15 protein-coding genes are annotated in these 13747 nt (G+C 64.3%); 1 reads left to right on the forward strand and 14 read right to left on the reverse strand.

Going from position 1 to position 13747, the window contains the following annotated elements; all coding sequences use genetic code 11:
- Positions 1-99 precede the first annotated feature (99 nt).
- From KAY22_RS16685 to KAY22_RS16705, 6 genes are all read right to left on the reverse strand, one after another.
- Positions 100-552, reverse strand: coding sequence for a hypothetical protein (locus tag KAY22_RS16685; RefSeq protein WP_296624482.1), 453 nt, complete (start codon positions 550-552; stop codon positions 100-102).
- Positions 549-1754: a DUF87 domain-containing protein gene (locus tag KAY22_RS16690; RefSeq protein ID WP_296624483.1), complete on the reverse strand. Its 1206-nt coding sequence runs from the start codon at positions 1752-1754 to the stop codon at positions 549-551. Before KAY22_RS16690 ends, KAY22_RS16685 begins: the two co-directional genes overlap by 4 nt.
- The gene (locus KAY22_RS16695) at positions 1751-2320 is read right to left on the reverse strand and encodes a hypothetical protein (RefSeq protein ID WP_296624484.1); all 570 of its coding nucleotides are present in this window, start codon (positions 2318-2320) and stop codon (positions 1751-1753) included. Before KAY22_RS16695 ends, KAY22_RS16690 begins: the two co-directional genes overlap by 4 nt.
- A 10-nt stretch (positions 2321-2330) precedes the next feature.
- Positions 2331-3002, reverse strand: coding sequence for a hypothetical protein (locus tag KAY22_RS16700; RefSeq protein WP_277788463.1), 672 nt, complete (start codon positions 3000-3002; stop codon positions 2331-2333).
- A 347-nt stretch (positions 3003-3349) separates the two neighbouring features.
- Positions 3350-3712 carry an HNH endonuclease gene (locus tag KAY22_RS27965; RefSeq protein ID WP_366514099.1) on the reverse strand — a complete coding sequence of 121 codons (363 nt, stop codon included), beginning with the start codon at positions 3710-3712 and terminating at the stop codon, positions 3350-3352.
- Positions 3713-3966: 254 nt separating this feature from the next.
- Positions 3967-5274, reverse strand: coding sequence for a hypothetical protein (locus KAY22_RS16705; protein ID WP_277788464.1), 1308 nt, complete (start codon positions 5272-5274; stop codon positions 3967-3969).
- A gap of 75 nt (positions 5275-5349) precedes the next feature.
- Here KAY22_RS16705 and KAY22_RS16710 point away from each other — a divergent pair, with 75 nt between their 5' ends.
- A complete protein-coding gene (locus KAY22_RS16710) occupies positions 5350-5874 on the forward strand; it encodes a hypothetical protein (RefSeq protein ID WP_063976899.1) in 525 nt (174 codons plus the stop codon).
- 64 nt (positions 5875-5938) lie between these two features.
- On the opposite strand, the gene KAY22_RS16715 is transcribed toward KAY22_RS16710, so the two are convergent.
- From KAY22_RS16715 to KAY22_RS16750, 8 genes are all read right to left on the reverse strand, one after another.
- Positions 5939-6454, reverse strand: coding sequence for a thermonuclease family protein (locus tag KAY22_RS16715; RefSeq protein ID WP_277788465.1), 516 nt, complete (start codon positions 6452-6454; stop codon positions 5939-5941).
- Positions 6451-6657, reverse strand: coding sequence for a hypothetical protein (locus KAY22_RS16720; protein ID WP_277788466.1), 207 nt, complete (start codon positions 6655-6657; stop codon positions 6451-6453). Before KAY22_RS16720 ends, KAY22_RS16715 begins: the two co-directional genes overlap by 4 nt.
- Positions 6658-6689: 32 nt before the next feature.
- Entirely contained in the window at positions 6690-7304 is a 615-nt protein-coding gene (locus KAY22_RS16725) for a hypothetical protein (protein WP_063976896.1), read from the reverse strand.
- 34 nt (positions 7305-7338) lie between these two features.
- A complete protein-coding gene (locus KAY22_RS16730; RefSeq protein ID WP_063976895.1) occupies positions 7339-7983 on the reverse strand; it encodes a hypothetical protein in 645 nt (214 codons plus the stop codon).
- Positions 7984-8051: 68 nt separating this feature from the next.
- Positions 8052-8540, reverse strand: a complete 489-nt coding sequence (locus KAY22_RS16735; protein WP_277788467.1) for a hypothetical protein — start codon at positions 8538-8540, stop codon at positions 8052-8054.
- Positions 8541-8555: 15 nt separating this feature from the next.
- A complete protein-coding gene (locus KAY22_RS16740) occupies positions 8556-9494 on the reverse strand; it encodes a zincin-like metallopeptidase domain-containing protein (protein WP_277788468.1) in 939 nt (312 codons plus the stop codon).
- Between the two features lie 113 nt (positions 9495-9607).
- A complete protein-coding gene (locus KAY22_RS16745; RefSeq protein ID WP_277788469.1) occupies positions 9608-11704 on the reverse strand; it encodes a ParB/RepB/Spo0J family partition protein in 2097 nt (698 codons plus the stop codon).
- A gap of 155 nt (positions 11705-11859) precedes the next feature.
- Positions 11860-13584, reverse strand: a complete 1725-nt coding sequence (locus tag KAY22_RS16750; RefSeq protein WP_122129187.1) for a strawberry notch C-terminal domain-containing protein — start codon at positions 13582-13584, stop codon at positions 11860-11862.
- Positions 13585-13747: the final 163 nt, after the last annotated feature.

Raw genomic sequence — 13747 nt, forward strand, 5'->3', positions numbered from 1 at the left:
GTTGCAAGCCCGCACCCTCTGGGTGATCCATGAAACGCGCCCCTCGCAGCCTTCAACACCATGTTTTATATAGGAAATATAATGGTCAGGACAGCGAAATCAGCGCCTTACTTGGGAAATGTGGGATCCAGCGCGCAACTGGGCATCCTCCCACGATGTCCAGCGTGGGGGGGTGCCTTCGGTGAGCCCCAGGACCCCGGCCCGCGCATAGACGGCGCTGCATGCGCGACCGAGATCGGCGGCAACGTCCGCGGTCGCGCGTGAGCCATAGTGGCGCGAGAGCCAGTTATCCTCGTCGGGCGTCCAGGGACGCTGGGAATGGCGGCGAAGGCCAAGCGTTGCGACCTTGTCGCGAACGCCGGCAAGACCCCGCCCCAGGGCGGCGGCGATCTCGGCGAGCGGGATATCGGCACGAAAGCCGGTCTCGAGCGTGGCGACTTCCTGCGGGGTCCAGGCATTTTGCCGGAAGGGCATTTCGGGCAGGCGGCCTTCGGGCTCGGGGCGCACCGGACAGGCGACCAGTTCGACGACGGTGGGGGCAAGATCGGTCATAGCGACACCACAGCGACATCGCTCAGGCGCGCGCGCAGCCTGGCATGGAGGCGGGCGATCCGGTCATCGCCCCTTGGCATGGTATCGATCGCCGCGATTGCCGAGAGGAGATTGAGTGCGCGATCCGTTCGATCGGCGTCGAGGGACAGGTGCCGCGCCAGATCGCATGCCGTGCTGGCGTTGGGCGAAATGCGCTTGAGCGCGTCCATTATGGCAGCGGCATCGGTCGCGGAGGGATCGAGGAGGAACGCGTCGAGCGCCCGCGTGCCCTTGAGTGTTATGCCAGGACCATGATCGGCGACCTCGGCAAGGCCGGCAAGATCCAGCAGCCGCGCTGCCTCATCGGCCTCGATCGCCGCTGCCGCGCGAAGTTCCGGTGTCCTGCCCACATGCTGGGTAATGGTCGGATCGATATGTGCCAGGACAGGCGTCGCCGACAGTGCAGGCCCGAGCGCGAAGAAGTCGCCGGGGGCAAGGTTACGCAACAGGTCTGCGTCGCGTGGCGCAAAGCCCAGGAGATCGGCCGCGCGCGCGATGTCGCGGTCGAACACATTCAGCCCGACAAGGAAGTTCTGAAGTTCCGACACGACTGATGTCGATAGCTTGGCGAGCCGCTGGGTGGCGATAACGGTTGCCAGACCGCGTTTGCGTCCTCTGGCTGCAAGGTCGGTGAGGGTCGCGACCCCGAGCCGCCGGGCTTCGGCATCGCGCGCCGATCCTGCGACATGGGGTGCGAGAAGATGCCCCTCGTCGATGCACACAAGAACAGTATGTGCCCAGTCCTCACGCGGCGCGCCGACAAGCCCCGCGAAGAAGGCGGCAGCCTTGATGATCCGCTGGTCGGGGTCGAGGTCGGTGAGATCGACATGAACGGAGAGACGGTGCCGGCGGCTTCGGGCGGCAGCGGCGGTCAGGCCATCGGCGGTCAATTCGACCGCGCGGATCGTGGTCGCGCCGATATGCCGTGCGAGATTTTCAAATTCCCCTTCGGGATCGACGATGGCGACGGTCGTGTAATCGAATGCTTCCTCGATGATACGACGTAGCGTCCGGCTCTTCCCGGCACCCGAGCTGCCCTGGATCAGCAGCCGTCCGGCAAGGAGGCGATCGAGATCGAGTTCGAGCGATCCGGTGGAGTGGCGGCCGAGCGGTACGCGATTGGCCGCGGCCTCGGTGACCGAAATGGAAGCGGGAGAGGTCATGTCCGGTCCTTTGGGGCGTCATCGGCGTCAGGCAGTGCCGGATCGTTGGCGGGCGGGGCGGCAATGGCGTCGGGATCGGGCGCAGGCGCGCCGTCCATGCTCTTCCAGTCCAGCATGTCGTCGCTTTCCCGTTCGCATTGCTGGCAGGTCGTGGAATCGTAGGTGCTCAGCAGTACCCATGCCTGGGTCTCGACATCCCAGACGGCGACTGCGTCCTTCGTCACATTGTCGCTGCCGCAATGGTCGCAGACAGGCTTGACCGCCTTTGTCGGGGGACGGAGGCGATCCTGGGTGCAGACTGACCAGTCGCCGTAGAATTTGCCGCCATAGGGCAGGCAGTTGCCCTCGATCTGGATGGCATGTTCGCCAAATCCGGCGTGGAAATGAATGTCCGTATCCGGGAAAAACTTTTCCAGGACGTCGCGGGGAGCGCGGATCTTCACGTCGCTCCCGTAGGTGGTGTGAACATAGCTGAGGGGGCCGATGGCCGGCCCTTCGCTGCCCCATGCCTGCATGTCCCGGTCGGCGCTGTCGCGACCGTGAAAGAGATAGAGATAGACGCTCATGGCTCGTGCCTCACGATGCGGTGGGAAGGAGGGAGGCAAGCGCGCTGGCCGGCACCTGCTTGCTGATCGGTGCCGTGCTTTCGACGCGGATCGCTTCGAGGCTGTCGAAGGTCTCCGGCATCTGCCGGCGCTCGTAGCGGTCCTTGTCGACAAGTCCGTAGATGGGCTCGCCTTCGTGGCGGGCAAAACCCAGGGCATCGACGCTCACGACGCGGCGGAAAACGCAACCGACCTTGCCGTCGGGCACCCAGTCGGCCCAGGAGCCCGAGGCCGAGACGCTCTCATATTGGCCGATGATCGCCTGATAGGCGGCGCGCCGGCGCACGACATGGCTGTCGTGGATCGAAACCTCCTCGCCGGTCAGGACTTTCCAGCGATCGGGATGCCAGCATCGCACCGATCGGCGGGCATTCTCGACCTGAAGAGCGATGCCGGGGATCGGCAGGCGGCGGAATTCGTCGGCGAAGCCGTAGAGAACCAGCGCATAATCGACATCCTCCTCGTAGAAGGGATCGTCGCGTCGCAGGGCGTCGGGCATTGCGGCCTGACGCTCGTCGGAAAGGACGTAGCCGCCATGGCGCGGCGTCCAGACCCGCCAGATGCCGGGCAAGACCTGCTCGGCCCGGTCGGGGATATCCCATGGCGTGGTTGCGGGCCGCAGGCTCGGTTGAAATCGGGTCATCTGTCGTCTCCCTTTGTGGATCGGACAGTTTCTCCCTCTCTCCTTCGGCCTTGATCGTTCCGGGGGCCAGCCAGCTCGATTTCCTGCGCGAACAGGGATGTGACGAGGCGCAGGGCTATCTGCTCGGTCGCCCGGCACCGATGAGCCATATCGGCATTAGTGAAATACCCGATGACGCCCGTAAGACTGACAAACACGCGCTCAAGCGGGCGTAGAAACCGAGTGAGGTTATTCTGTAAGACGCAGGTCGCCGCGCGCGGTGCGCCATCCCGTTTTCGATCATCCTCGAAACTCTGATCAAGAAAATCGAGCCGGAATGGCGATCAACCCGCGCCTGACACGGTGGGTCAGATCGATGGAACTCGAGTGTCCACGGAATGGAGGCGGAGACCGTGCCATTTTCCCGAGGCTAATCGTGTCCGCACTCGGCGTAAATGTGCCGATGGCGATCGGGCAGGACGTGCGTGGTGTCTTTTGGTGTTACAAAATTTGCAGGCTGCAACGATATTGGTGTCATCGTTACTTCCGCCGTCGCATTGCGCGATGAGATGCTCGGCAGTTGCTTGTAGCAAGCGCGCCTGATTGACAGAGATGTCGTAGCGCGATGCAAAGGTGTCGGGATCGGCCGACCACATGGGTTGCTGACAATAGTAGCAGTAGCCACCCTGCTTCAGGACGGACCGATTTCGGGATTTTCCAAATTTCGACATAAAAGTTCCACTCCGACTTACAGGTCAAAGCGGTGACGCAACGGCAGGTTTTGCCGCCTGAAGGCTAAGAGCTACCGCTCGCGTCCGTGGCGGCTAATGCCGGCTTCGCAGTCCTTCACAGGATGGGTTATCCCTATCCATTGCGCAATTATATCCGATTCCAGATTCCGTGCAATTTCAATTCCCGTTTCGTTACCGCAGGACCGTGCCGAAACGGCGCAAGTAACGGTCGGCAGCAATATGGAGTTTCGGCTTCATCCGATCCGTAGCTGATCGAGAATGGCCGCTTCCAGCCCGTCGCCTTCGAGATCTTCGGCGTGAATGGTGACGACAGGCGCGATCTCGCGCAGCTTCTCGACCTGGCGCAGCTTTAGCCCGAGCGTGTCAGCATCCTCGCCGGTCACGATTTCGAGGGCGGATTCGATGACCTCGCCGGTGGTGAAGTCCCGCAGGTCGAGAAGCAGATCGGGACGCAGATCGCCCGCGCGTGTCGCGATATCGAACAGGAGGCGTTTGAACCCGACACCGATGCCGCGGCGGCGGAAGCGATATTGAAGGTCGAGCAGCCCGACGATCGTCTTGCGCTCTGCAAGATTATGCACCGCGATGAAGTTTGCGGGTCGGGCGATAGGCTGGGCGTAGGCGCGGAGCGCGGCATAGCCCTCGCGCGGATTATGTTCACCGACGACTGCCAGAACCAGGTAGGGCGGCCCCATTCGACGCTGATTGACGCCGATATGCCGGATGCGGTTCTTGACCGTGAGTTCCCGGCCCTCTGCAAGAGTGATGGTCGAGCCGGAGACGTCGGTCGCGTAGAGAAGCAGAAACGCCTGCGGCGCATGTTCGCTCGGCCATTTCCGAGCCGCCTCGCGAAGTTTGGCGAAGACGATGCCGCGCTCATAGGGATCGATGTGGGTGTAGAGATGGCGCGCGAGCGGGATGCCCGGCGCGATCTGAACGCGCTCGGCGGCGTGGCGCAATGCGGCAAATTCGCTCGCCATCGATGTCGTCCTGGGTTCCCCGACCTCGAGCGGATCGACGACGTTGACGTGCGCCATTTCCATGAGAAGCCACAGCAGCCGGGCAAGCCGTGGGATGGCGACGCCGCGGGTGCGATCGTCGGGCTCGGTATCGGCGGGGAGCTGGGCCAGCTTTTCGGGCGCGAGGCGATGCGCGGAAAAGAGCCCGTCAGGCTCGTTGATCGATCGCGGCGTGGCAGTCGCCCGTTCGCGGATACGCGGGGGCGCCTGTTCGCGGAAGAAGGGGCAATCGACATGATGTTCGGGGCGCCGCTGGCGAATGCTGGTCAGGCGGCGCAGATAATAGGTTTCCGCTTCGGAGAGATAGGCCGGTGAAAGCAGCGGGGGATCGGCCCCTTCTCCCAGGCAGTCGCAGGCGATCCATTGGTGATGGTCGCGCGCCTTGACCACCATGATGACCGAAGCGCGGTGATCGGCGTCCTCGCCCTCGCCGGTGTACCAGCGCACCAGCGCCTCGCGGACCACGTCCGGGACGGGGGAACGGGAGGCAAGGCCCCTAGTATCGCGCGGAACGAGCCACATGGCGGTGAGGATACTCCATAAAGCTTGCAAGGTCACCTTTGTTCACGTTACGTTCAATGACGGAAGGAGTTCGCCATGCAGCAAGCGGATTTTATCGGTGCGTTCGATCTCGACACGGTGCTCATCGAATTGTCGGTGGATCTCGACATTCGCGTTACGCGCAGGATGCTGGCAGGAGCCTGCATCGGCAGCGATCCCGAAGATGCCTATCTGTCGGCGCGGGAACTGCGCGAATCGCTCGAATGGATTCATGAGGGCCAGGAGGCGGGCAAGGGAAAGCTGACCACGATCCTCGAAACCCCGTGTGACGATTTCCAGCGTTGCCTCTATTATTGCGTCGCCGGCAAAGGCGTCGTCACCATGCTGGATGACCTGGTGTGGCTGGAGAAGCTGCTCGAGGCGCGGGGGAGGCTCGCAGCGAGGCTTTATCGCGACAAGGCGGCCGTTAAGCCTCTGGTCAATCCGTATGTGGCGTCCGAACCCGACGGGCCGGTGGGGCGGTTCGATCCTGCCTTCAGGATCGGTGCATCATGGTCGCACGATCCGGGTCCCGACTATGTGGCGGACGACGATGGGCCGGGTCCCCGGCTCACCTACTGACGGCAAATAAAACAGCGGTCCGGCATGGGGGGATGCCGGACCGCTGCCTCAGGGAGGGAATGGGTCAGTAACGTCCTTCGCACGCAAGCCGTTCCCCATGCCGCCAGCGTCCCGGGTCGATATATTCTCCGGCGTAGGCGCCACGCACCTGGGTCTTCGCTTCGAGGGCTGCGGCGAGATAGGCCGATGCGCGCTCGGGATCGCTGCGCAGATACTGGGTCGCCGGCACCGCCAGGCCTTCCCGGATCATCCTTTCGCCCAGATCCTGTCCATCGACGGTGACGATCGCGACCGGTCGGCCATAGCTGTTGGCGCCGGTGGGCGTGACGGTGGCGGTGCCGCTTTTGAGTATCCGGGATGCCAAATCCTGCGCCAGCTTTCCGCATGGGTAGCAGGAACCCTTTGTCGAGCACATTTGCTTGCGCTCGAAGGCGTCGGCACCCGACAGGCGAAAGTCGATCGAGACGGTGTCGCCGTCGATCGCCCTGCCCTTCCCGCTGATCGGGCTGTCGTCGGGCGGTGGCGAGACCGCGCCGCAGGCGGCAAGGGCCGCGAGCAGAAAAGGAAGCGCGCTCCTCATGCGTAGCGCAGTTCGACTTCGACGTTCGGCCCATCGACGATGAAGGGCACGACGCGAAAGGGCTGGAGGGGTTCGGCGGTACGCACGATCGACACATGGCGCGCGCCCGCGTCGAACATGCGGGCAGCGACCGCCTGTGCGTTGGCGCGGCTGCACAGTCGCCAACGCTTGGGACTGATGGAGGTGGGAGTTTGGGCGGACATGGGGGTCATCCTGACTGGGGCGGCGGCGTCGATCAACCGAACACCGTCTTGTGGACGCGGGTTTGCGGCACGAGCGTCCAGGGGAGGTCTCGCAGGCCGCCGATGCGGTAGGAAGGATAGCCAGATCCCGGCTTTGCCAACGCGATCTTGCGGCCGCGCTTGTGGACGATGAACTCGTCGCCCTCATAGCCGTCGGTGAAGCGCACAGGGTTCGGCAGGCGGATGTGCATGCCGTGTTCGAGTTGCCGGGTGGGGCGAGCGAGACGTTCGAGGCAGCGCCGGCGCCAGTGCAGCGCACCGGGATCGTCGGTATCGCCCAGCAGCGCGAGGATGCGCTCGGGGCATTCCGCCTCGCATGGCCCCATATGTTCGGTCATATCCTTGAAGGCGAACACATACCCGTCCTTCGCCCGCGGGTTCCAGGTAACGAGGCAAACGATGGCGAAAGCGGGTTCATCGATGCCATCGGTCGAAGGCACCGCGGCCGCGTACCAGACCTTGTTGCGAAGACAGGAGGAGGCAATGACGCGCAGCCCCTTGCCTTTCCCGTCGGCATCGCGCCGGTCGTAGGTGAACTGTGCCTCAAGATAGGCCTTGGGGGTTTGGTGGGGATACATGGATGACAGGGGCATGCTGAGCCAGCCCATGGCGGCGTCCTTTCGAAATGCGGTGGCATGAAGGTCAGGCGAACAGGCCGACCGGATCTGTGCGGGGGGCCGAGAGACGCAATTCCCGGCGCAGGCGGGCCGCGAACCGTTCGGGTGCCAGGAGGTCGCGGATCGACGCGAAGCGGCGAACGTCGCCGATGCAATCGTGAAGACCATCGACACGGCGATAAATGACCTCGCTGTCGGGACCCGGTGCGCCCAGTGACAGCTGGACGTGGACCTCCTCGCCATGAAGCGTGATTTCGCCCGATTGCGAGGGGTGGCTGCGGTTCGAGTGGATGCGGTAGCGCCCGTCTTCGAGACCGAGCGCATCGGCGAGACGCCGCATGGCCTTGCGACCGTCGGCGTGGAAGCGATCCTTCGCGGCAGCGTCATGGGCGACGCCGCGCACCGCGAGCGTGAGCAAGGCCGGGAAGCGTCGCAATTCGGCGATGGTATCGATGCAGCGACGCCGCAACAGGCTTTCATCGCTGCCCGCGCCGGCGATCGTGCCCAGATGCCGGGCAAGGAGGATCACTGCCGGATCGGTTTCGGCATTCTTGCCGGCATTGCGGCAATCGTCGATCGCGGTCGTGATCGCGTGAAGGGCGGCGGTGATCGTGGCGAGCGCACTGGGGTCGAGTGCCTGCTGGTGACGAAAGGCGACATCGTAGGACATGGCGGTCTCCTCGAGCGCCCTATGCGCTCGACTCCCCGCCATCCCCCTCCCCTCCCTGTCTCCGGGTCTCAGGCGCTATCGCGATCGTCGACCGCGATCAGCGTGTCGATCGCGGCAGCGAGAGCCGTTTCGTCGCCGTTGACGATGCGCGACGTCGGCCTTGCCGCAAGGACGCGGGCGCGAACATCGTCCAGCGCCCGGCCCTTGAGGGCATAGGTGAACACCTTGCCGTCTTCGATCGTCACCAGTTTCGTGCGACATTGCGCGCGCAGCCTTTTCGTTTCGGTCGCGCGGGTGATGAGCGCCGCGACCTCGAACTCGAGACAGTGGGGAAGGACGCTGTCGCCGAGCCGCGAGGCTGGCCTGTTGGCGGCGAGCCATGCGTTGACGGCGTCTTCGGTGACGGTCCCTGTAGGATGGAAGTCGTCCGCGCCGCCCGAGCCACGGTTCGAGGCGAGGAAGGCTTTGTTGCCATCGATCCAGATTTCCGCGCTGTAGCAGGCGGTCTCGTGCGAGAGGGAAGCGACGAGCTGCAATTTGCGCAGTTCGATGTGCATGGCGGGCTCTCCGTGTCATGCCGCAAGGGCTTGCGATGTGTGGGGTTGGGCGGCTTGGGCTGCGGCTGCCTCCCTGAGCCAGGCCACGGCCTGCTCGGCTTTCGCCGCGGCCTTGATGATCGCGCTCGCATCGCCTTTCAGAATGCGCAGCCAGTTGTCTATGTAGCTGGCGTGATTGTCGTGGAGATCACCGGGAAGATCGAGATCGGCGCACACCAGACATTGCCCGATGCAGGCGACCAGTTCCTCGAACGCATAGGCGTTGTCGCCGAAGCGTTTGCCGAACTCGCGCGCGAGCCGCTGCGGTGCCCCTGAATAATGCACATATTCGTGTGCCAGGGTGCTGGCATAATGATCGTCCGACTTGAACGCGCCGCGCATCGGCATCTGGATATAGTCGCCGATCGGCGAGTAATAGGCCTGGTCTCCACCATGTCGCACGGTGCCGGGCAAGGCCCCGAAGAACGCGTCGATCGCGGCGCGATGCACGCTTTCGACCCGCGGTTCGGGCGCTGCTGCAACAGGATAATAATAGGCCGGGAGGCCGTCGATCTGATCGACGTTAAAAACGGTATAGGACCGTAGGAAACGGATATTTTTCGTGGCCGCTTCGCCGGTCATCCGATCGGTATCGGTCTTCGAGAAGCTCGAATAATAGACGCTGTGCGCGCCGCGCTCGCCGCGCCGGACCTGCCCGCCCAGTTCGGTGGCCTGGCGATAGGTCATCCAGTTGCGGCCCGCATAGCCTTGTGCGTCGCCGATCGCCCAGAGATAGAGAGCGTTGATGCCGGTATAGGGTGTGCCGCAATGGCGGAGCGGACGGCCCCCTGCTCCGGTCAGGCCCCAGGGTCTGGACCAGGGGAGAACCCCCGCTTCCAGCTTGGCGATGATAAGGCTTGTGATCTCGGCCGCGACGTCGCGGCGCGGTCCTGCGGGTTTGCGTGTAAAGGTCATGGCGATGTCCTCGCGTCGCGGCCTGTCGCTTCAGGCCGCGGATAAAAAGAAAGCGGCGCGCCCCGGTATCGGGACGCGCCGCAGGGAAAGCCCAGGAGACGATGGGCGGGGGGTTATTCGGCAGCGATCAGCGTGGGATCGGTCTCGTCGGAGGCAGCGCCGTCGTCCGGCAGGACTGTGTCCTGCGTATCGACATGGTCGCTCTCGCCGTCATCGGCATCCTCTGTGTCGATACCCTCGCCCTCATCGAGTGCTTCGTCGTCGAGATCGCCCTCGTCGAAGTCGCTTTCGTCCACCAGCGCGGAGGCGATGTCGTAGCGCATGGCATCGGGCACCCAGGCCAGCGCGGCGTCTTTGGTCTCCGCCTCGGTGATCGCTTCGCCGGCGAACAGCTTCTCGCAGCTCGAAGAGATCTCGCCCTTCTTCGACCCCATGTAGCGAGCCGCGAGCGGCGCACCGCCGACCTGGGTCAACAGGGCGAGCAGGGTTCCCTTGGACACGCGATCGAAGAAGTTTGCCGAAGTCGGCCGCCACCATTTGGCCGGTTCGATCTCGAGGATGCTCGCGAGGCGGGCGTGGAGCGGGTTGGTCTTGACCGAATTGTAATCGTCCTTGGCCTCGAGCGAGGACGCGACGACGATGGCAAGCCATGCGGCCTTGGCGTCGTCGTCGAGCGCGCGGAACCCTTCGAACCGGGTGACCGGATCGGATGCCTGCGTCCAGCTGGTGTCGAGCCCTTCGCGCGCATCGGCGATCGCCTGCTGGGCCTGGGTCGCAGGCTGATCCTTGGGCATCTGGGGGTCCTGCGGATGGTTTGCCCGCAGCGTGGTGCCATATCGGGTAAAATGCGTCGGGTCGGCGAGCGCGAAGAGCATGTAATCGAGCGCGAGCGCCGGATCGCCAAGGATCGAGGCAGCGAGAATATCGCGGCGCTGGACGGCCAGTTCATCGTGCAGACGGGCGCTGAGCGCCTTGCCCCCCGGTGCGACCGCTTCGGGCGGCAAGGGGGCGGTTTCGCGCGAGGACGGCGAAGAGGGGACCGGACGATCGTCGCCGGGGAGACGGACAGGCGCCTCGCTGTAGTAGGTGGTGTCGAGCACCATCTTCCCGTCACGGCCGAGCGTCAGGAACACCCCGACCTGCCCCTTGATCTCGTCGGTGAGTTCGGGTGCCTTGGAGTTGAGCGCCTCATATTCCTCGCGCAGCGCGTCATACTCTTCCTCGAGCTTGCCGTAGGCGTCGGGTTCGAGGCTCTCGTCGGACATTTCCTCCTCGAGCACTTCGCACCGCTCGACGATGGCATCGGACCGTTCGGCCTCTTCCTGCGTCATCGGTGCGGGCGGGAGCACGACACGGTGAAGGTCGGAGGTGATGCCGTAGAGACTGGTGGTCGCAACGGGCCGGACCCATGCGACGCCCAGATTCTCGCCGAGGCGTTTGGCTTCCGCCTCCATGATCGCGGCAGCGAGGGTCTGAGCCAGTTCCGGATCGGTCCACCGATCCCCGTCCTCGCTGAAGAGTTCACGCTCGATGCGTCCGCCCGCCGCGACATAGGCATCGGCGCCGACAAGGACGGCAACCGGGTCGGTCGCTTTCATGCTGTCGTTGGCGATGGCCCTCCGGATGCTGTCGGCATTGACGTAGGAGCTGTGGCCGTACTGCTGGAAGACGCGTTCCTGCTTGGCGACATCCTCGGTCGAGCCATAGGCCTTGGCGAGGTCGAGCGAGATCCGTCCTTCGGAAAGCGCCTCGAAGATCGGGGGCGCGAGATTGGCGAGACGCAGCCGCCCTTCGATGAAGCGGCGGGTCTGCCCGAAGCGGCGTGCAACCGCCTCGATGTCGCCATCGGCTTTGAGGAAATGCTGGAAGGCAACGCATTCCTCCGCCGGTGTCATCGCCTCGTGCTGGAAATTCTCGGTCAGCGAGACTTCGCGCAGGTCGGCTTCGTCGCCGCTGATCACCTTGACCGGCACATCATATTGGGTCGCATCGATCTCGCCGGCTTCCGCCAGCATCATCGCGCCGAGATAGCGTCGATGGCCGGCAATGATCTCGAACATGCCCTTGGGGCGGGCAGTGGTGACGATCAGATTCTGCATGATGCCGCGGGCGCGGATGCTCGCCGCCATCGCCTCGATGTTCTTCGGCGGGGTCGTGCGGACATTCTTGTCGGAGCGCTTGAGCTTGGCGAGTTTGACGGTCTGGGTCATTTGGGGTCTCCATGAGCATGATGGTGTCCGGCGCGCGTCTTTCCCCACACCGGACACCCTCCCCGATCCTCCTCCCCTTCCCGTCCCCCGCATCGCGGGGGTTAGCCACGGGGGTCATGGCCCGAAGCGAAGGAGAAAGGGGTATCGGCGGGAGGTCAGGCGGTCAGGCGCGCAAGCACCGCATCGGCAGTTTCGACCGGCACGAAGACGCGGGTCTTGTAGGCGATGATTTCGGTGAAGCAGCCGATCGACTTCAGCCACGGCAGCTGGTTGGCCGGAGCGCCCACGATCTCGATGCGGGGGCTGGTGTTGACGCGGACGCGTTTGACCTCGCATGCGAATGGCCGTTTGATGGTCACGGTGCCACCTTCGAGGGCGGCCTTGACGACTTCCGCAGGGCTAAGGACATCGTTGCTCTCAAGCCCCAGTTTGGAAAACAGTGCGGGCACGTCGCGGGGAAACACCATGCGCCCGAGCCACGAGCGCCCGCTGTCGTCGACCACCCGGTTGACGACGAGATGATCGCTGGGAAGGGCCGACCAGATCGGCAGCAGGAGTCCGGTCGCAAGGCGGATCGTCTCGGTGTCGACCTTGTCGAGGATCTCACGGACCTCGGCGCTCCATTCTTCCTCGAACCGCGCGCGCGAACATTCGCTCCAGGCCGTCTCGTAAAGATCGTTGAGCGCCAGATACTCGTGACGGGAGGGACGCATCAGTTCGATCCGGGGAATCGCCACGCCATCTTCGGTCAGCCAGGGCCGTGCGTTGGTGCGCAGGGCAACCTTGCCGGACTTGCCGTTGCGCACGAAAGCCGCGCTTCTGTCGGTATCGGCGATCCGCAGGACGCGCTCGAGCGAAACCGGATTGCGGCGGCGGGTGACCTCGATCGTGAGGAGATGGGACGTCGCTTTGCTGACCGGATCGGTGCGCAAGATCCTGTCGTCGAGGACGGTTGCTGTCTCCACCGTCATGGTCTCGACGCCGACATCGAGCGTGCCTGCCTCGCGCGCGGCAGCGACGCGGGCTTCGACCAGGGCGAGAAACTCGTCGAAGATGACGTTCTGCAAGCCGATCGGCAGCGCCAGAAGGCGGTTGAGCCAGCGCTGGATGGGGGGCAGGTCCTCCTTCAGCACGCCATCGGTGTCGAGCAGTTCAAGCCCGGTGCGGTGTTGGAAGTCTGTGAGGTTGGTGCTGGTGAGCTTGCCGGCGACCAGCAGATGATACCAGCTGACGAGGGCCGCCTTGGCATATTCGCTTTCCAGATTGTCGGCGGGATCGAACAGGTTCTGCCCGCCGGTCTGGCGCTGACCGCGAGTGAGCGCGCCCAGGCTGTCGAGCCGGCGCGCGATCGTCGAGGTGAAGCGCAGTTCGCCCTTGCAGTCGGTGGTCACGGGCCGGAAGAGAGGCGAGCAGGCCTGATGGGTGCGATGCGTGCGTCCGAGGCCCTGGATCGCCCGATCGGCCCGCCATCCCGGTTCGAGGAGCAGATGCGCACGCTGTTGCTGGTTCCTGGCGTCGAGGCTGGCATGGTAGGAGCGCCCGGTCCCGCCCGCGTCCGAGAAGACGAGGATGCGTTTGGTGCCCTCCATGAATGCGGCGGAGTCGGCCTGGGTGGCGCGCGCGGAACGCGATTCGAGCTTCTGCCCGCCACCTGGCAGATTGATGAGCCGCTTGGTGCGTCCGGTGACCTCGGCCACCATCTCGGTGCCGAACCGCGTGATGATGGCGTCGAGGACGGCGGCGATCGGCGGCAGGGCGCATAGCTGCTCGATCAGATTGTCGCGCTCCGCTTCGGCTTCCGGGTTGGTGACAGGGTTGCCGTTGGCATCGAGCAGCGGTCGCGATCGGACCTCGCCGGTGTCGTCACGGTAGAAGGTCATCTGCTGAACCGGAAAGGCGCGGGTCAGATAGTCGATGACGGCTTCTTTGCAGTCGCAGTTTATGTCGAGCGTGCCGGCGAGAGACGCAGGTTTCCTTCGGTTTTCCATGATTTCACTCCAGATAATTACGGTTCCCTCGACCTGAACAAGTCGAAGGAACCAA

It is taken from the genome of Rhizorhabdus sp. (assembly GCF_018006725.1).
Classification (GTDB): domain Bacteria; phylum Pseudomonadota; class Alphaproteobacteria; order Sphingomonadales; family Sphingomonadaceae; genus Rhizorhabdus.